Origin of the sequence: Terribacillus saccharophilus (assembly GCF_046592895.1) — a bacterium.
Lineage (GTDB): Bacteria > Bacillota > Bacilli > Bacillales > Amphibacillaceae > Terribacillus > Terribacillus saccharophilus_D.
Genome location: NZ_JAWVPU010000002.1, coordinates 327,845 through 347,339, shown reverse-complemented (window position 1 = coordinate 347,339; position 19,495 = coordinate 327,845). Strand labels below are relative to the sequence as shown.

Genomic DNA, 19,495 nt, shown 5'->3' with positions numbered 1-19,495 from the left:
TGTCATATTCCTTGTTAGCCTTTATAATGGAATAGACCCAGAAATAGATGTCCCGTGAAAACGGAGAAGGGGGAAACACAGCGAATGAACGTAATTAAAATAGCGCCGCGAGGTTACTGCTACGGTGTGGTGGATGCCATGGTGATCGCGCAGAATGCCGTACGGGATGAGAATCTTCCCCGGCCGATCTATATTCTCGGCATGATCGTGCATAATGCTCACGTTACCAATGCATTTGAAACGGAAGGTGTCATCACACTAGATGGTTCGGACCGAATGGAGCTTTTGGAACAAATAGACAGCGGTACCGTTGTATTCACAGCTCATGGTGTCTCTCCAGAAGTGAAACAGCGTGCACATGATAAAGGCCTGACTGTCCTTGATGCCACTTGCCCGGATGTGACTCGTACACATGATTTGATCCGTGAAAAAGTAGCAGAAGGCTATGAAGTCGTCTATATCGGTAAAAAAGGGCATCCGGAGCCAGAAGGTGCCATCGGCGTCGCCCCAGGCAAGGTCCATCTTGTCCAGACTGAAGAAGACGTCCAAGCACTTGAATTGGATGCATCAAAACTTATTGTCACAAATCAGACGACGATGAGTCAGTGGGACGTTTACGATGTCATGCAGCTCGTAAAAGAGAAGTTCCCGCAAACCGAGATGATCCAAGAAATTTGCATGGCAACACAGGTGCGTCAGGAAGCAGTTGCCGAGCAGGCTAAAGATGCAGATCTGACGCTTGTAGTGGGTGATCCGCGAAGCAACAACTCCAATCGCCTTGCTCAGGTATCCCAAGAGATTGCCGGCACGAAAGCATATCGCATCGAAGATCTTTCGCAGCTGAAGCTTGAATGGCTGGAAGGCGTTGAAACAGTTGCCATTACTGCTGGTGCCTCCACTCCTACCCCTGTTACAAAGGAAGTCATCAACTTCATCGAAAAATTTGATCCAACCAATCTGGAAGATGTGAAGCTTGAGTTCAATGTTGATCCGAAGAAGATCCTTCCAAGAGTCAAAGTCAAGAAATAAGTAAACCGAGTCCTTGTGGGACTCGGTTTTTTATATGCTCCTGAATGGATCAGTATTTATTTGTGACACATAAATCGGCAGCGTTGCAAATGCATCTTGCAGATGATCAGCCACTTTTTGCTTCATGATCTGTTCTGCATAATGCCCCGGATCAATCAAGCAAAGACCTGCCAGCATCGCATCCTGCGACTCATGGAATGTCAAATCACCCGTGATATATACATCAGCCTGCTGCATGGCCTGGTCAATATAACCACGGCCGCTCCCGCCAAGCACCGCTACCGTTTCGACCGACGCAGATGCATCACCCGTAAAACGTACATGCTGGACAGCATACCTCTCTTTCACAAGTTCCGCTAATTCCAGCAAGCTCATCGGCGCAGGCAGCTTACCGACACGACCTAGTCCGTAAGCTTTCCCTTTCGTTGCGACAGAATAGACGTCATAAGCTGCTTCTTCATATGGATGTGCTTTTAACATTGCAGCAACTGCATCATTTACTTTTTCTTCAGGAACAAGCACTTCGATACGTACCTCTTCGACTTTTTCGATTTCTCCCGCCTGACCGATGAATGGATTTGCATCATCATTAGGCTGAAAATATCCGCTGCCTTCTGAAACGAAGCTGACTTTTTCGTAGTTGCCTATATTTCCGGCCCCATTGTCATGCAGTGCATCTTTTACTTTTTGTTCATGGGTTTTGGGTACAAAGACAATCAATTTCTTGAATCCTTGGTATCCCGAAGGAAGGAAAACACGCTTTTGATCCAACCCCAGTGCATCCGCCATCAAGTCATTGACTCCTCCCTTGACAGCATCAAGGTTCGTATGAGCTGCATACACGGTGATATCATGCTTGAGGATCTTTTGGATAACGCGCCCCTTAGGCGTGTGTGTATCCAATTTCCTAGGTGGTGCAAATAACAACGGATGATGCGCAATGATAAGATTGGCTTCTTGCAAGATGGCTTCATCCACGACTGCTTCGGTAACATCCAAAGTAGTCAGCACACCTGTTACCACTCGTTCCAAAGTACCTACCTGGAGTCCGACATTATCCCAGTCTTCTGCAAGTGACGGAGGGCACCAAGCTTCAAAATGGCGGATGACATCTGCGATGAGGATATGCTTGTCAGTCATTCAATTCCTCCTCCAACCATTTTAGTTCCTTTTTGAAAGATGCAAGCTTGTCTTGATCGACATGCTGCGCGTGCTGCATATTCGCAACATTGCGCTCCAGCTTCCGCTTGTAATCCAGCCATTTTGCCCGGAAAGCTTCATTCTTTTCTTTTAACAATTGCGGGCCGAACAACAGCTCCTTGTCACGCACGGCTGCATCCTCATGATATAAACTCTTTCCATCACGCACAGCTACCAATATTTCATAGATATGGCCAGCTTCTTCCAGGATTTGTTCCTGCTGCAAAACGAATCCATTATGTTGGAACCATTTACGCAAAGCTCTGGCATCTATATTAGGCTGGACGATAAGCTGTTCCACACGACCCAGTTTATCTTTACCTGCTTCTAAAATAGAAGCAATCAATGGGCCTCCCATACCTGCAACAACGACTTGTTCCACCTCGTCGGGTTCTACGACGGCAAGTCCATCTCCTTTTCTCACATCGATCACTTCAGTCAAGCCCTGCAGTTTCACCTGTTTCTGTGCACTGCGGAATGGCCCGTCGTTAATTTCACCTGCCACGGCTTTGCTTGTGGGATCTTGTAAACAAACGTAGCAAGGAAGATAAGCATGATCAGATCCGACATCGACAAAATGTGCAGATTCCGGCAGATGTGCAGCCACTGCCGAAAGTCGCTCTGACAATGATAAAACGTTCATTATCTCCAACTCCTTTGTCAAATATACGTGTTTTTTGTAAAATATCCTCCCATACTTTTTCCCGGGAGAATTTGCATTCGTCTTTCAATTTTTGTAAAATGTATGTAATCCTAAAGGCAATAAGAAAGCCCAGCCATATGCAGTATACCGCATGATAGCTGAGCGCAGCCTTCTTATTCTAGAAAATCCTTCAAACGTTTGCTTCGGCTTGGATGGCGAAGCTTACGCAATGCTTTAGCTTCGATTTGACGGATACGCTCTCTCGTAACACCAAATACCCGGCCGACTTCTTCGAGCGTTCTCGTTCTGCCATCATCAAGACCGAAACGTAAACGAAGAACATTTTCTTCCCGGTCAGTCAATGTGTCCAATACATCTTCCAGCTGCTCTTTCAGCAACTCATATGCTGCATGGTCAGATGGGGAAGTTGCTTCCTGGTCCTCGATGAAGTCCCCTAGATGGGAATCATCTTCCTCACCAATCGGTGTTTCAAGGGATACAGGCTCTTGTGCAATCTTGAGGATTTCACGTACTTTTTCCGGAGTGAGTTCCATTTCTTCCCCGATTTCTTCCGGAGATGGTTCACGTCCCAAATCCTGCAGGAGCTGACGCTGTACGCGGATCAGTTTATTTATTGTTTCAACCATATGAACGGGGATACGGATTGTACGCGCTTGGTCGGCAATAGCACGGGTGATGGCCTGACGGATCCACCACGTGGCATACGTACTGAATTTGAATCCTTTGCGGTAATCGAATTTCTCTACCGCCTTGATAAGACCCATGTTACCTTCTTGAATCAAATCAAGGAATAACATACCGCGGCCGACATAGCGTTTCGCAATACTGACAACCAGACGAAGGTTTGCTTCTGCCAATCTGCGCTTGGCTACCTCATCTCCATTTTCAATTCGTTCTGCAAGTTCGATTTCCTCTTTTGCAGAGAGAAGGTCGACACGGCCGATTTCCTTCAGATACATACGTACCGGGTCATTGATCTTGATACCGAGTGGAACGCTCAAGTCATTCAAGTCAAATTCTTCCTCTTTTGCGATTTGTTTCATATTAGGGTCCTGGTCGGATTCCCCGATCACTTCCACACCTTGTTCGTTCAAGTGCTCATAGATCTCATCCATTTGATCGGAATCCAATTCGAAATTCGCAAGACGCTCGCTTACTTCTTCATAAGCAAGGACGCCACGCTTTTTACCCATTTCAACGAGGAGCTCTCTTGCTTGCTCCAATGTCATTTCCGTATCATTCACTTTAGAACCTGCTGGCTTATTCTCTGCCATAAGTCCTCCTCCTTCCAAAACATCAAGCTATCTATTATTACAGAGAACTTTTTAAAGTTCTGCGTATTTCCATGATCTTCATGGCTATCTGTGCTGCACGGATCGGATCGTTTTCCTGCTCTGCTTGCCGCTGCTGGGCAAGCAGCTGGCTCACATCCGTCTTATTCACTTGCTCGCGCTTGATTGTACGGATATAATCACCGATTTCCTGATCACTGATATCCTCTGTCACCGGCAGCATGGCTGTTTGAATGATCAGCTGCTGCAGCGCAGGATCCGAAAGTGTCGATACGAATTGGCTTACATCCGCATCATGACCTTCTTCATAAAACGCATATAGGTGAGTGGCGGCTACCTGGATCTGCTCGGTTATGAAGGAAGCACCTAACTCCTCTTGCACTTTATCCGCAATTGCCGCTGTTCTAAGCATATGCGCCAACAACTGTTTTTCTGCTGTCTGATAAGCAGTTGGCATTTTTTTTTCATAATGACGGGTTTGCTGCTTTTGAACCGGAGGGTTCGCTGTCCGCTGGACGGTTCGCTTGCTTTCCCGCTTCCGCAGTCTTGGCTCAAGATCGGCAGTAAGTGTCTCCACGGAGAGATCCATTGCGTTAGACAGCTCCCGCAAATAGTGTTCCCTTTCCACAGAGCTTTCAATCTGTGCAATCTCATCCAACACTTTTTCTACATATTGCAGGCGATCTCCTTCAATGGAAAGATTGAAGTCCCGTTTCAAGTAATGCATCTTGAATGACATAGCCGTCAGCGCAGCATCGATGACGGAACGCTTGAATTTTTCCGCGCCATTTTCGCGGATGTAATCGTCCGGATCAAGTCCGTCGCGGAGCATGGCGATACGAACATGGTTGCCTGTTTTCTGCAGGATCTGCAGCGCCCGGTAAGAAGCTTCGAACCCTGCCTTGTCGCCATCATAACAAATGACGACTTGCTCAGCGTAGCGCTTCAGCAGCTTGGCTTGCGTATCTGTCAATGACGTCCCCAGTGTGGCAACCCCATTGCGCACACCCGCCTGATAAGCTGCAATGACATCATTATATCCTTCAAATACGACAACTTGGCCTGATTTGCGGATTTCATTGCGGGCCAGATCGAAGTTGAACAGCATCCTGCCTTTTTGGAATAACTCACTTTCGGAACTGTTCAAGTACTTCGGTTCCTGCCCCCCGCCAAGTGTGCGTCCGCCAAAGCCGACTGTCTTGCCCAAGTGATTCCGGATCGGAAAGATGACCCGGCCGCGGAACCGATCTTGCGGCTTGTTTTCTTTATCGGCAGAAAACAGCCCGGTGTGAAACAGTTCTTGCGGCTTGTATCCTTTTCCTTCAAGGAATTTCACAGTGAAGTCCTTGCTGTTTGGAGCAAAGCCCAACTGGAAAGTATCGATTGTCTCGTCCGTCAGTCCGCGTCCAAGCAGATATTCATGACCAGTCTTGCCTTCTTTGGTGCTGCGAAGCAAATTGTGATACAGCTTGACCACCCATTCATTCGCCTCAAGTGCGGTCTGGTCTTCTTTTGACTGCCCGCTATCCTGCCGCTCCGTGACAAAGGCAGGTACATCCGTCCCGCTCCGTTTGGCCAGCTGCTGGACAGCTTGTGAGAATGAAATTCCTTCCAATTCCATCAGGAAGGTAAATACATTCCCTCCTTTACCGCAGCCAAAACAATGGAATATTTGCTTTTCCTGGGTCACGGAGAAAGATGGAGACTTCTCTCCATGAAAAGGACAAAGCCCAAAATAGTTCCGCCCTTGCTTCTTCAGTTGAACATGCTCGCCGATTATATCGACAATATCATTTGATTTGCGGACTTCTTCCACTATTTCTTCTGGTATTGCACCAGCCATTCCACATCACCAACCTATATAATTCAACAGCTTTCGCCTGATTCCTGCATTTTTCGACAAAAAGTTGAAAAAATAGTAAGGAATCTTTTTCGATCGGCAGTTGTCAGCTTGGAAGGTCCCTTGATCCGTTTGCCCTGTCGCTGGTTCTGAATACGCATGTGCTTCCTCAATAGGATCTCATCCGCATCTGCATCTGTGATCAGCTCTCCGCGCGTTGTGATGACAGTGACAGCCTTGGCTGTCAGCAAAGTTGCAAGTGCAAGATCCTGTGTCACAACACAATCCCCTGATTTGACGTGATTCAGGATATACCAATCCACCGCTTGATCCATGGGATCAAGCACAATCCAAGTGTCATCATGGTCACTGCTCAAATGATTGATCGTGGTTACAAAGCGGACTTGCACGTGATGATTTGCACATGTGGATATAATCTCCTGCTTGACAGGACAGCTGTCTGCATCCACATAGACAATAGGGTTATGTGATTTCATGTCTCACTAATTCTACAATAAAATGCGGAATCCTTCCTTTTTCGTAAAATTTTTATAAAGCTTTTTACCTCAAGGGTTGCCATATATACATAATTCATACTAACAACATTTTTTCACAAAAACTAATTATAATACAGAATATATAAAAAAGCCATTAATTTAACTAGCTGTCAAGATGCCTTGGATTGTTTCAATCTGCTGCTGTTCTTCGGTAATTTGCCGAAAAAGATGGATGCAAAAGGCACAAAGCGGTGAAAAAGATAAATGATGATGAAGCAGCCCGCCATCACCGCCACGTAACGAAGCAGCATTTGGACATGAAACAGATAATTGCTGTAAGCCGGTATAGCCCTTGTCACATAATCCAAAATGAGCGGATGCAGCAAGTAGAAACCGAAGGAATAACTCGCAAGTTGCTGTAATTTGGCAAGGGCAGCTGCGGAAAGCTTGTCTGCAACCGTTTCAGCTAGTCGGAATGCAGCATAACTTCCTGTTACAAGGAAGATGTAATTGGTGCTTTCATACAAGATGTTATTCCATTCAAAATTGCCAAGAGTGCCGGAGCCGTAATAATAGAGAGCTACGGTCGTACCTGCAACTGCACTGATAACTAGCCAGCACCACGTTGACCAGTGCTTGCTTTTCGCTTTTTCGCGATCATAATGAACACCGATCCAGCCACCTAGCAATAAGGTACCCATCAATTGCAGGAATAATGGAATTGTGTTATCCGGCAGGTAGGGCAGTAAAGCAAAATAGCCCACTTGAAGCACACCGCCGAACATAAACATATATTTGCGAAAAAAAACCGCACTGTGATCCAGCCATATTAGCAAGGGAAGAACCAGATAAACTTGCACAATCAAAAAGATGAAGTGCAGCTGATAATAACTCTCTCCAAAGAAAATCCGTTTTGCGATCGCTGTGGGCTGCAAATCTCCAAATCCAAGCATTGCTTTATGCAGTTCATAAACAAGCGCCCATATCAAATATGGAACCAAAATGAAACTGACTCGTTTTTTGTAATACTCTTTCCATAAGGATTTTGACAGTTTTTTATGTTTGTATTGATAAAAGAATACCAATCCCGTGATAAAGATGAAGATACCTGCTTCGATCCGTATGATCCGGTTCAGGAAGTGGTATTTCTCATATGCATCTCCTGCAAAAGGCAATACACTGGCATAAGCTCCCGTAACGTGGACGAGCACGACAAGTGACATCGCCAAAAGCCGCATTAGATAAATCGATTTGATTTGCTGTTGTTTTTTCATGTCCGGTCTCCTCGTCGATTCATATTACGAAACAGTAAAAGGTAACAACAGATTAACTGATGTTACCTCTTCTGATGGTATCGTAAAAATTTCCACCGGAGTACCGTCAACATGCAAGTTGAACAGAAACTTAACACTAACTTTAAATTAATTTTATATTCAATTACATTTATTTCATGCTAATCAAGTTGGTTGCGCACAGTCAAAATACTATTAGCTGTTTCTTCGACTGCTTTATTGGACACATCAATGACGCGGCAACCGATCCGCTCCACAATCTTATCAAAATGTTCCAATTCATGATTGATTCGATCGATATTGGCATAGCTCGCTTGGTCACCGAGGCCAAGTGCTTTCAGTCTTTCTTTTCGGATATTGTTGAGTTTTTCAGGACTGATACGCAAACCGATGCATTTGGCTGGATCAACCTGGAACAGTTCCCGCGGCGGCTCTACTTCCGGAACGATCGGGACATTGGCAACCTTCAGCCGTTTATGCGCCAAATACTGGGACAATGGTGTTTTGGATGTACGGGAAACACCAATCAGCACAATATCTGCACGGTTTATACCGCGTGGGTCACGACCATCATCATAACGTACAGCGAATTCGATTGCTTCGATTCTGCGGAAGTAATCTTCATCGAGCCGATGCACCAATCCAGGCTGCAATTTCGGTTTCTGATGGAACATATCCGCCATTGCATCCATAAGCGGTCCCATCAGGTCGATGCATGGTATGCCAAGACGAACTGCTTCGCTTATCAAAAATGCCCGGAAATCAGGGTTGACCATCGTGAATGCTATGATCGATGGACGCTCGCTGGCTTGTTTGATTGTTTCTTCCAATATAGCCGTGCTTTCCACATAGGGTACTCGCTGCAATGCGAATGGTTCTTCCAAATTGAACTGACTGAGTGCTGCCTTGACGACAAGTTCTGCCGTTTCCCCTACAGAATCTGATACAACAAAGACGATTGGTTTGTCCATCGGTTCCCCTCCTGGATTCATTTACATAAGTTCGTTTCGGGCAAGTTCGACGAAAGCCTTCGTGATCGTCGTTTTGGTGATACGCCCAACGACCTTTGCTCCTGTTTCGGTCGATCTTTCCAAGACCGGCAAGCTGTCGATTTGTTTTTCGATCAATCGATTAGCCGCTTCCACCAGCAGCTCATCTGGATAACAAACTGCTACGTTCGGCATCCTCGTCATGATGATGTGAACCGGGATATCCTGCAGCACCTGATTACCGATACTCGCTCGCAGCAGATCCTTACGGGATACAACGCCAACTAGATTTTTATCTTTATCGACTGCGAAGAGCGTCCCGACATCACTGAGAAACATCGCACTGATGGCGTCATACGCAGAATCGTCTTCTTTGATGACAATCGGCATCGACTGGAATGTTTCAACTTTGTATTTCATCAGTTTTTCCGTGATGATCTCTGAACCTGTTTTACCTGTATAGAAGTAGCCGACACGCGGTCTTGCATCCAGGAAACCGACCATTGTCAGGATGGCCAAGTCCGGGCGCAGTGTTGCACGGGTCAAATTGAGCCGCTCCGCGATTTGTTCTCCTGTTATCGGTCCTGCTTCTTTCACAATCGCGATAATCTGCTGTTGTCTTTTAGACAAATCCATGTTCATCACCTCTATCCAAGAACTGCCTTCATTGGACCTGCTTCCACTGTACTTTTGTCACATCTGCATAGCTCAGAATCAGCGCAGCCAATTGGTTCAATAATGATAAGCGGTTCGTTTTTAATTTTTCATCCTCTGCCATGACCATCGTATGATCGAAGAATGCAGAGATGCTGTCAGCGAATGCTGCCAGGATATCCAGCGCTTCTTGGGCTTCACGCTTGGATGCAGCTTCCAGATATGCTGGTTTATTTTGTTCAAGTAAATGATACAGCTGTTTTTCCTGTTCATTTTCGAACAGTGATTCCGTTACGCCCTGATCTGTACCTTTTTTAGCTAGGTTTATGACACGGCCCAATGCTTCTTGTACCGGTTTGAAGCTATCATCATGTCGCAATGCCTGCAAAGTCTTCGCTTTTGCCAGCGTGTACGGGTAATTGCCGATTTGGATGGCAAGAACCGCTTCGATCACGTCATAGGAAATGCCTTCTTCTTTAAGCAGCTGTGAAGCACGTTGATGGAAGAAGCTGCGGATATCTTCTGTGTACGTATCTTTTTCAACAGTCGGTAACTCCTGCTGTTCGAACAATACTACCGCACGTTCGACAATTTCCTCGACAGTGATCTGCCAATCCGTCTTAGCAAGCATCTGGATGATACCCACTGCTTGACGACGCAAACCATATGGATCTTGAGAGCCAGTCGGTACGTTACCGATGACCATACTGCCAACGATTGTGTCTAGCTTGTCGGCAATGCTGACAATCGTGCCTTCGACGGACTCAGGAAGTTCTCCGTGGGAGGAAAGCGGCATATACTGCTCACGGATTGCCTGGGCAACTCGTTCATCTTCACCAAAGTGGCGCGCATATTTCTCACCCATGATACCTTGTAATTCCGTGAATTCATTTACCATATTCGTCACCAAATCAAACTTGGCGATGCTTGCTGCACGTTCTGCCCTTGCAGCTGTTTCCTGATCGACCCCAGAAGCTTCACTGATGATATTCGCAATCTTCGTCACGCGATCCACTTTATCCTGCAAAGTGCCAAGTTCCACTTGATAAATCATCTTGGATAGCTTTTCCATAGCTTTATCGATTGGCTGCGCCTTGTCTTCTGCATAGAAGAATTCCGCATCCTGCAGTCTCGCACGCAGGACTTTCTCATTTCCGCGAGCAACATTTTCCAGATGATCGCTATTCCCATTCCGAACACCGATGAAATGTGCCAGCAGCTTACCCGAAGCATCCGTCACCGGGAAGTAGCGCTGATGTTCTTTCATGCTCGTGATCAACACTTCTTCCGGCAGGTCAAGGAAGCTTTCAGCGAAGTTACCATGGAAGACTGTCGGATATTCGACCAGATACAATACTTCCTCCAGCAATTCTTCATCCATCGGAATCTGCCAGCCATTTGAAGTTTCCAACTGACGGATGCCATCAATGATCATCTGTTTGCGTTTCGTTTGATCCACGATTACAAATTGCTCTTCAAGTACTGATGTGTAAACACCTGGGTTATCGATGACAGCTGTTTCACCCAGGAATCGATGACCATACGTGATATTGGATGACTTGATGCCCGCAATCTCCATCGGGAGCACGGCTTCTCCATATAATGCTGCAATCCAGCGAATAGGCCGTGCATATCGCAAGTTTCCTGAGCCCCAGCGCATGTTTTTAGGAAAATGCAAGCTTAGAAGTACATCTTTGAAAGCAGGCAGCAAATCAGCTGCAGGCTGTCCTTTTACAAATTTCTTAACGAAGATATATTCTGTTCCGTCCACATCTTTTGTGTAAATATCTTCGACCGAAGCTCCTTGACCGCGGGTGAATCCTTGGGCAGCTTTGGACCATCCTCCTGTTTCATCTTTCGCGATACGCATTGCCGGTCCTTTTACCTCTTCTTCAATATCAGGCTGTTTTTCCGATAATGCCAAAATCGTAACGGCAACGCGTCTTGGCGTAGCTTGTACAACGATTTTTTCAAAAGATAATCCTAATTCATTCAGCCAAGCAGCTGTTTTCGTTTCAAGCTGCTGTATCGTAGACGGCAAAAACCGTGCTGGCATTTCTTCCAAACCGATTTCGAAAAGTACATCTTTATTCTGCATGCTCATCCGCTCCTTCTTTCAGCATCGGGAAGCCAAGTCTTTCCCGCTCCGCTACATAGCTCTTCGCAATCGATCTGGCCAAGTTCCGGACCCTCCCGATATAACCAGTACGCTCCGTCACGGAAATGGCACCTTTGGCATCGAGCAAATTGAATGTATGGGAACATTTCAAAACATAATCATATGCCGGGAATACAAGGCCTTGATCCATGATGCGTTTTGCTTCTCTTTCATACATATCAAACAGCTGGAACAGCATATCTGTATCTGATTCTTTGAATGTGTACGTACTATGTTCGAATTCAGGCTGTTTGAAGATGTCTGCTACCGTCACGCCGTCTGTCCACTCCAGATCAAAGACATTCTCTTTATCTTGGATGTAAGAAGCAAGTCGTTCCAAACCGTATGTAATCTCTACAGATACAGGCTTCGCTTCCAATCCGCCGATTTGCTGGAAATACGTAAACTGCGTGATTTCCATGCCATCCAGCCAAACTTCCCAGCCAAGACCGGCTGCGCCAAGTGTCGGGTTTTCCCAGTTATCCTCGACAAAACGGATATCATGTTTCAATGGATCGATACCCAATTTGCGCAAGGAGTCCAAATAAAGCTCTTGGATATTATCTGGTGAAGGCTTCATGATCACCTGGAATTGGTGGTGCTGGTACAGACGGTTCGGGTTTTCTCCGTAACGTCCATCAGCAGGACGGCGTGACGGTTCCACATAAGCCACATTCCAAGGCTCAGGACCGAGACTGCGCAATAAAGTCATCGGACTCATCGTACCTGCCCCTTTTTCTACGTCATACGCTTGCATCAATAGACAGCCTTGGTCTGACCAATGCTTTTGCAATGTCAAAATCATATTTTGGATATTCATTGGATTCCCTCCATGTTTTTTCATCAACGTCAGGGTGGACAAAGAAAAATCCCGTCCCTATGCTGCATATCATACAGCATAGGGACGGGATTACCGCGGTTCCACCCTATTTGCTCCCAAATGGAAGCCACTCTTTTTTCCTTTTGCTCAGAAGCGCCTTCACCGTCTGCCTTTACTCTGGCTCCCACTATCCCAGATTCGCTGTACAAAGGGCCGGACGGGTACTACTCTTCTTCAACGCAAGCCGTCGATTTTCATTTATCATACTAAAATAACATACTGATTGTCAACAAACCTTCATTGGAGTTTATCCAATTGGGCAAGGAACTTCTTGCTTTTCAAAAAGTACCCGCCATACCGCTCATAATAAGCGTCAAGCAGTTCATTCAATAGTCGTTTCGTTTCCGGCTTCACATTGATATTACCGATTCTCGAAATATCTATGCTGGAAAAAATCTGCAGCAGTTTTGTCACTTTGTCCGATAAGACATAAGCATCCGGGTCAAGATGCATGCAGCGCCGGCAAAGCATGCCGCCTTCTGGAACGGAAAATCGGAAAGGCAATTCCGGATTACCGCAATTCACGCATTGATGAACTGTCGGTGCAAAACCGCCCCGCCGGAACATCTTCAGTTCATAGATGATGCGCAGCACATCCGCATCTTTTCCATCATTGATCCATTCCAGGACCTGCAGCAGCTGACGGAAAAGATCCGGATCCGGTTTATTATTATCTGTCAGCTTATCCGTCATTTCTGCTATATACGATGCATAAGCTGTCTTTACGATATCTTCACGGATTGCCCGGAAGCTCTGCAGCGGTTCGCCCTGCTGCATCGCACCCATACCGGAGCCAAGCTGCACCAGGAATGACCCGAAGATGAATGGCTGCGCGATGGCAGCCATCCGGCTTTTCGGTTTTTTCGCCCCCCTGGCCATGACGGCGATCTTACCGCGGTCCTCTGTGAAGATCGTAATGATCTTATGTGTTTCCCCATAATCCTGTGTGCGCAGGATGACTCCTTCTACATTTTGGAGCAAATCTCTCTCCCCACTCCTGTTGCTTACATTTTCGATTGAAGCCGACTATAATTCGGAAGCTCAATGATGTTATCTTGCTCCGGAGGTATTAGCGAATTGTACACTGTTTCAATTTCTTTCATCAATAAGTAGGTTTCGATACTCCCGGTCTTGCTGAAGATTTTCCAATGGAAATCAATCATAGGAAGTCCACCTTTCTGTTTTTTTAAGAAATGAACATACAAAACAATTACTTACTCCTAGTTAGGATGACTCCTTCGCCCTTAATCCATGTGCTTCAAATATTACCAGCTATCAATATTCCTCACGACTGAAACCGTAATCATTGAGCTGTGCTTGCTTGTTCCGCCAGTCAGGCTGCACTTTGACCCAAAGCTCGAGAAATACTTTACTGCCAAGCAGCATCTCTATATCTCTACGCGCAAGCTTACCGACTTGTTTGAGCATACTGCCCTGTTTGCCGATAATGATTCCTTTTTGGGATTTACGTTCCGTCACAATCGTCGCTTGGATAAATACTTTTTCCGTGTCGCTGTGACGATTTTCGATCGCTTCGATGACAACTGCAATCGAATGCGGAACTTCCTCACGAGTCAGATGCAGTACCTTTTCGCGGATAAGTTCACTGATGACAAATCGCTCTGGGTGATCCGTAACTTGATCCTCTGGATAATATTGCGGCCCCTCTGATAGGTAACCTTTCAAAGTTTCAAGCAAATGTGCTGTATTATTGCCTTCCAAGGCACTGATCGGTACAATTTCAGCAAAATCCAACTTGTCCTTGTAAAGCTCGATAAGTTCAAGCAGCTTATCAGGATGGACTTTATCAATTTTATTCACTACTAAAAAGACAGGATTTTCGACCTTCTGCAGTCTCTCCAAGATGAATTGATCACCTCGGCCATAGCCTTCTTCGGCATTGATCATAAACATGACTGCATCCACTTCATTCATTGTGTTCTCTGCAGTCCTTACCATGAAATCACCAAGCTTATGCTTCGGTTTGTGGATACCAGGTGTATCGATGAAGATGAATTGTGCATCATCTTGCGTGAGCACCCCTTGGATCCGATTACGCGTCGTCTGCGGCTTATCACTCATGATAGCGATCTTTTGACCGACGAAACGATTTAATAAAGTTGATTTCCCAACATTCGGTCGCCCGATGATGGAAATGAAACCAGAACGAAATTCTTTCTCCATGCTGTATAGATTCCTCCAAGTACTAGTACGACAAAAACATCAAGTACTATTAAAATGTTGTATCTCTATCTTACTACAAATCCCCCACCACTTCACCCATTCGACAAAAGGGGTTAAAAAAAACAAATCAAAAGCGGAAGAAACCGGTTAGAAACGGAGAAATAAGTGAGAAAGCCCGGAGTAAGGTGTATTTCCCTTACGCAGGGATTTATCGCTTATGGCGCAGTTTCTGGTTTCTGGAGCTAGACGAAAAAACCAAAAGCGCAAGAACCGCTTAGAAACGGAGTGGTAAGTGAGAAAGCCCAGAGTGCGTGTTCTCCCCACGTCGGGATTTATTGCTTACAACGCAGTTTCTGGTTTCTGGAGCTAGCCGAAAAAATCAAAAGCGCAAGAAACCGCTTAGAAACGGAGTGGTAAGTGAGAAAGCCCAGAGTGGGTGTTCTCCCCACGTCGGGATTTATTGCTTACAACGCAGTTTCTGGTTTCTGGAGCTAGCCGAATCAAAAGCGGAGAGAGCCGATTAGGGACGGAGAAGTAAGTGAGAAAGCCCGGAGCAAGGTGATTTTCCCTTGCGCAGGGATTTATCGCTTACGGCGCAGTCCCTGGCTCCCGTAGCTAGCCGAAAATCAAAAGCGGAGAGAGCCGATTAGGGACGGAGAAGTAAGTGAGAAAGCCCGGAGCACGGTGATTTTCCCTTGCGCAGGGATTTATCGCTTACGGCGCAGTTTCTGGTTCCCGCAGCTAGACGCATCAAAAATGCTACCCGCCCCGCTAAAAAGACTTCCACTGCTATTTTCCCCAATAAGAAATGTTTTAACTTAATACAGAAAAAACCGTCCATCAAAATGGACGGTTCATCTACTCTTTCCATACTGAAATAATTTCCGGAACGAATACAGTCAACCCTACCAGTACGGCTGTGATTGCTGCAATGAGGACAGCACCTGCTGCGATATCCTTGATAAGACCTGCTGTTTCACTCCGTTCAGGTGATAAGTGGTCCATCATGAGCTCAATGACTGTATTGATCATTTCTGTCGCAATCACAAAACCAATGCTCAGAAGTACTGCTGTCCATTCAGCTGTTTCAATTCGGAAAAAGATTCCGGCAATGATCGCTAAAACTGCAGCCACTGTGTGGATCCGAAAATTCCTTTCCTTTTGGAAAGTCCATCTGATCCCGTTCCACGCATAACGGAAGCCAATGCCGGATTTAGTTTTCTTCCCGCTTGAGTCCGAAGCCATTCAAAATCTCCTCTTGTCGGCCGAACATCTTCAACTCATCAGCTTCATTCATATGATCATATCCCAATAGATGCAGGAATCCGTGCAGGGAAAGGAATCCTAACTCTCTCTCCAGGCTGTGTCCGTAATCTTCTGCCTGCTCTTTCGCTTTATCGACGGAGATGATGATGTCACCAAAAACAACCGGAATTTCTTCCCCGATGATTTGCTGCTCCCCTTCACCTTCTTCTTGCATCGCGAATGAGATGACATCTGTCGGCGCGTCTTTTTGACGGTAATTACGATTGATGATCTGGATTTCTTCATCATCCACGAAAGTGATGGACATCTCCGCTTCTTTTGTGATGTTTTCTGCATCTGCTGCGTATTGGATAAGTCGATCGATCATATCGACATAATCTTCCGTAACAGAGTTTGTTTTATCATGGAAATCAATATGCATTAATTTGCCTCCTTAACTTTTCCTTCATCTGGGTATTCGATACGTGAATGGAATATACCGGTAAGCGCCTGACAGATGGCATCTTTGATCACTTGCAAATCCTGCAATGTCAGCGGCGCACAATCCAATTGGCCGTCCATGAGCTTGTCCTTGATGATGCTATCCACCAAGCTGCGGATTTTTTCCTGTGTCGGTTCTTTCATCGAACGCACAGCTGCTTCGACGCTATCGCAAATCGACAGGACAGCCGTTTCCTTCGTGGAAGGTTTTGGCCCTGGATAACGGTATGATTCTTCCTTTACGTCTTTATTGTATTCCTTTTCCTTGTAGTAGAAAAACTTCAAAAGGGAAGTGCCGTGATGCTGTTCAGCCATATCGATTATTTCTTTTGGAAAATGGTTGTCTTTCAGCATCTGTGCCCCATCATATGGATGCCGGATGATGATTTCTGCACTCTGGCGCGGCGACAGCCGATCGTGCGGGTTTTTTCGTCCCATCTGATTTTCGATGAAAAGCTGCGGCTGACGCGTTTTTCCAAGATCATGATAATAAGCGCCTACCCTGGCAAGCAGTCCGTCCGCACCGATTGCTTCACAAGCTGCTTCGCACAAGTTAGCGACCATGATGCTGTGATGATAAGTGCCAGGTGCGTCCGTCAGTATCTTTTTGAGTAAGGGATGGTTGGGCTTGGAGAGTGCAAGCAGCTTAGTTTCAGAGAGAACTCCGAAACCGGCTTCCACGAACGGCAGCACACCAGCAACTAATATGACAGTCAAAATGGCGGACAGTACCGCAAAACCAATATAAAGCAATATTGTTTCCCAGGCATACTTCTCAAACGCGAAGAATAAGAATAACAATACACTGATTATCTGGATGCTGACAAGCAGCAGAAACGCTTTCGTCATCGCGGCCCTATCTTTTACATTACGCATCGCATAAACAGCCGCAAGCTGGGCGAACAAGTAGTATAGTGAAGCTTCCATGTTCAAAGAACCTGGTATTTCATCATTCATGATGATGCCCGCCAGGATGCTGTAGACGATTGCATAACCGATTGCAAAGCGCTCACCGAGCAAATGCCGGAATAAGACGGCGGCAAATGCAGCCGGAAGCAATAGATAATAATGCTCATCCGTCGTGCCGACAATCGTGATCAGCTTCAATAACAGCACAGACAAACAAGTGAGCAGAAACGCAAATAATAGGACAGGCTTACTCGGTTTGGTCCGTTTTTTTAATGTATGTACAGTCTCGTATGTCAGAATGCCTGTCAATAGTGCCATGAATAGTCCAAGGCCGACAAGCGGCAGCACATTCCGCGAATTGTTGAGCAGCCCGACAAGCTTCATCTCTTCATAGACATCATTTGTGATTGTCTGACCTTCTTGGACAATGATCTCACCAGCCCGGATCATAACAGGCGCCACATCATGCTGTGCTTCCGTCCTGGCCGAAGCCGTTTCCTGCGCATCGAAGGAAGCATTCTGCACGATGGCAAAGCTAATGAGCGAATGCAGCGCCCGCTTCGTATCGACGGAAACATCGGCATAATTAATCCGTTCCCCCATCTCCTCCCGCGTCTCTTGCACCTCATCGCGTTTTACACCATCTTCCAGAAAACCTGTCATCGCATCAGTGAATACTTTTTCACTGATTCCCCTTTCATCCGCCGGCACTGTCAGGAGCTGCTCAAGCTGCCGATCCGTCAATTCTTCTTTGACGGATTCCGAAAGCAGGTCTTTGACGTGTTCCATTCTTTTATCGAGCGGATCATCGGCATCATCCGCTTGACTTATTGCAGAAAATATTTCTTTTACCGCATCCGTTTTTGCGTTGGTGATTTCAGAAGAGACGACATAACGGTCATCTATCTGCTGGCTTGCTTCCTGTCTCTGCCTTTGTGTCTGCGCTTCGTTTTCGATTGTGATCGGTGAACGGATCGTTTCACTTGCCGCATCGTAAATTTGTACATCATAATCCTTTGTCGTCACATTGGATGCCGTCATGACGAAGAAAAAGCATCCCAGCAATAAAGCACCGATCAGGACGAAAGCTCGCCCACTGGTTTTTGACTCCTTTTGGAACAGATCCTTGAACTTGAATCTAGCCACGTTCTGCCCTCCTAACACCCTGAATCGAAAAAGACCCGAAGCCGGGCCTCATTTCATCACTCTGATTCGTATGCTTCAATAATCCGCTGTACGAGCGGATGACGCACAACATCCGTTTGTTTCAAGTAGGTGAAATAGATACCTTTTACATTGTTCAGCCTTGTTTCAACAGACCGCAAGCCGGATGCAGCGCCTTTTGGCAAGTCGATTTGCGTCAAATCACCTGTGATGACCATCTTGGAACCGAATCCAAGCCTGGTCAGGAACATCTTCATTTGGGCTTTGGTCGTGTTCTGCGCTTCATCCAGTATGACGAACGCATCATCGAGCGTACGACCCCGCATATAAGCAAGCGGCGCAATCTCGATCGTTCCGCGTTCGATCAAGCGGGTTGTCTGCTCCAATCCAAGGACATCATGCAATGCATCATATAGAGGACGGAGATAAGGGTCTACCTTTTCTTTCAAATCCCCTGGCAGGAATCCAAGGCTTTCCCCGGCTTCGACTGCCGGACGCGTCAGGATGATCCGTTTGACGATGCCTTTTTTCAAAGCATTTACGGCCATTACGACTGCCAGATACGTTTTACCGGTACCGGCGGGTCCGATTCCGAATACCAAATCATTGGACTTGATGCCATTGATGTAATTCCGCTGACCAAGCGTTTTGACGCGGATGGACTTCCCTTTGGCATTCTTCGTTATTTCGTCATCGAATAAAGTCTCAAATTGATCCAGATTATCTTTTTTAGCTAATTCTATGGCGTATACCACATCGCGTTCCCCGATCGGTATGCCGCGCCGGATGACCGCAGCAAGAGCTTGCAGCAGCTCCTCTGCTGTCCGGACATCTTCTTCGGGTCCAGTCACACGGACTTCTTCTCCTCGGGTTACGATGGATACACGGAGCTGTTCCTCTATTTGCTTGAGGTTGCGATCCTCCGTGCCGAATAGAGCCAATGTTTCATTCGTATCTTTTAATTGCAGATTCACACGTTTTACGTCTTCGGGCATAA

At 46.2% G+C, this 19,495-nt stretch carries 18 protein-coding genes; 1 reads left to right on the top strand and 17 read right to left on the bottom strand.

Features of this window, described 5'->3' with window-relative positions:
- Nucleotides 1–84 precede the first annotated feature (84 nt).
- On the top strand, nucleotides 85–1,029 hold the full coding sequence (locus SFC66_RS07495) for a 4-hydroxy-3-methylbut-2-enyl diphosphate reductase (RefSeq protein ID WP_411218090.1): 945 nt from the start codon (nucleotides 85–87) through the stop codon (nucleotides 1,027–1,029).
- Nucleotides 1,030–1,059: 30 nt separating this feature from the next.
- Here SFC66_RS07495 and SFC66_RS07490 read toward each other — a convergent pair whose 3' ends face one another.
- The 17 genes from SFC66_RS07490 to SFC66_RS07410 form a co-directional block, all read right to left on the bottom strand.
- Nucleotides 1,060–2,169, bottom strand: coding sequence for a Nif3-like dinuclear metal center hexameric protein (locus SFC66_RS07490; RefSeq protein WP_411218089.1), 1,110 nt, complete (start codon nucleotides 2,167–2,169; stop codon nucleotides 1,060–1,062).
- Nucleotides 2,162–2,872, bottom strand: a complete 711-nt coding sequence (locus SFC66_RS07485; protein WP_411218088.1) for a tRNA (adenine(22)-N(1))-methyltransferase — start codon at nucleotides 2,870–2,872, stop codon at nucleotides 2,162–2,164. The genes SFC66_RS07490 and SFC66_RS07485 overlap by 8 nt, the downstream gene beginning before the upstream one ends.
- A gap of 173 nt (nucleotides 2,873–3,045) precedes the next feature.
- The gene (gene rpoD / locus SFC66_RS07480; RefSeq protein ID WP_411218087.1) at nucleotides 3,046–4,167 is read right to left on the bottom strand and encodes an RNA polymerase sigma factor RpoD; all 1,122 of its coding nucleotides are present in this window, start codon (nucleotides 4,165–4,167) and stop codon (nucleotides 3,046–3,048) included.
- A gap of 37 nt (nucleotides 4,168–4,204) precedes the next feature.
- On the bottom strand, nucleotides 4,205–6,028 hold the full coding sequence (gene dnaG, locus SFC66_RS07475; protein WP_411218086.1) for a DNA primase: 1,824 nt from the start codon (nucleotides 6,026–6,028) through the stop codon (nucleotides 4,205–4,207).
- A 23-nt stretch (nucleotides 6,029–6,051) separates the two neighbouring features.
- Complete coding sequence (locus SFC66_RS07470; protein ID WP_411218085.1) at nucleotides 6,052–6,522, bottom strand: YaiI/YqxD family protein; 471 nt, start codon at nucleotides 6,520–6,522, stop codon at nucleotides 6,052–6,054.
- Between the two features lie 170 nt (nucleotides 6,523–6,692).
- The gene (locus SFC66_RS07465; RefSeq protein ID WP_411218084.1) at nucleotides 6,693–7,796 is read right to left on the bottom strand and encodes an acyltransferase; all 1,104 of its coding nucleotides are present in this window, start codon (nucleotides 7,794–7,796) and stop codon (nucleotides 6,693–6,695) included.
- 179 nt (nucleotides 7,797–7,975) lie between these two features.
- A complete protein-coding gene (locus SFC66_RS07460; protein ID WP_411218083.1) occupies nucleotides 7,976–8,785 on the bottom strand; it encodes a pyruvate, water dikinase regulatory protein in 810 nt (269 codons plus the stop codon).
- A 21-nt stretch (nucleotides 8,786–8,806) separates the two neighbouring features.
- Nucleotides 8,807–9,439, bottom strand: a complete 633-nt coding sequence (gene ccpN / locus SFC66_RS07455) for a transcriptional regulator CcpN (RefSeq protein ID WP_411218082.1) — start codon at nucleotides 9,437–9,439, stop codon at nucleotides 8,807–8,809.
- A 28-nt stretch (nucleotides 9,440–9,467) separates the two neighbouring features.
- Nucleotides 9,468–11,555, bottom strand: coding sequence for a glycine--tRNA ligase subunit beta (gene glyS, locus SFC66_RS07450; protein ID WP_411218081.1), 2,088 nt, complete (start codon nucleotides 11,553–11,555; stop codon nucleotides 9,468–9,470).
- On the bottom strand, nucleotides 11,545–12,435 hold the full coding sequence (gene glyQ, locus SFC66_RS07445; RefSeq protein WP_411218080.1) for a glycine--tRNA ligase subunit alpha: 891 nt from the start codon (nucleotides 12,433–12,435) through the stop codon (nucleotides 11,545–11,547). The genes glyS and glyQ overlap by 11 nt, the downstream gene beginning before the upstream one ends.
- A gap of 297 nt (nucleotides 12,436–12,732) precedes the next feature.
- Nucleotides 12,733–13,476 (bottom strand): DNA repair protein RecO, encoded by a 744-nt coding sequence (gene recO / locus SFC66_RS07440; RefSeq protein ID WP_411218079.1) that lies wholly within the window; start codon nucleotides 13,474–13,476, stop codon nucleotides 12,733–12,735.
- 23 nt (nucleotides 13,477–13,499) lie between these two features.
- Nucleotides 13,500–13,658, bottom strand: coding sequence for a YqzL family protein (locus tag SFC66_RS07435; RefSeq protein WP_411218078.1), 159 nt, complete (start codon nucleotides 13,656–13,658; stop codon nucleotides 13,500–13,502).
- 112 nt (nucleotides 13,659–13,770) lie between these two features.
- Complete coding sequence (era, locus tag SFC66_RS07430) at nucleotides 13,771–14,679, bottom strand: GTPase Era (RefSeq protein WP_411218077.1); 909 nt, start codon at nucleotides 14,677–14,679, stop codon at nucleotides 13,771–13,773.
- Nucleotides 14,680–15,537: 858 nt separating this feature from the next.
- Complete coding sequence (locus tag SFC66_RS07425; protein ID WP_411218076.1) at nucleotides 15,538–15,924, bottom strand: diacylglycerol kinase family protein; 387 nt, start codon at nucleotides 15,922–15,924, stop codon at nucleotides 15,538–15,540.
- Nucleotides 15,893–16,366, bottom strand: coding sequence for an rRNA maturation RNase YbeY (gene ybeY, locus SFC66_RS07420; RefSeq protein WP_411218075.1), 474 nt, complete (start codon nucleotides 16,364–16,366; stop codon nucleotides 15,893–15,895). The genes SFC66_RS07425 and ybeY overlap by 32 nt, the downstream gene beginning before the upstream one ends.
- Nucleotides 16,366–18,480, bottom strand: coding sequence for an HD family phosphohydrolase (locus SFC66_RS07415; RefSeq protein ID WP_411218074.1), 2,115 nt, complete (start codon nucleotides 18,478–18,480; stop codon nucleotides 16,366–16,368). The genes ybeY and SFC66_RS07415 overlap by 1 nt, the downstream gene beginning before the upstream one ends.
- A 56-nt stretch (nucleotides 18,481–18,536) precedes the next feature.
- On the bottom strand, nucleotides 18,537–19,493 hold the full coding sequence (locus SFC66_RS07410; protein ID WP_411218073.1) for a PhoH family protein: 957 nt from the start codon (nucleotides 19,491–19,493) through the stop codon (nucleotides 18,537–18,539).
- Nucleotides 19,494–19,495: the final 2 nt, after the last annotated feature.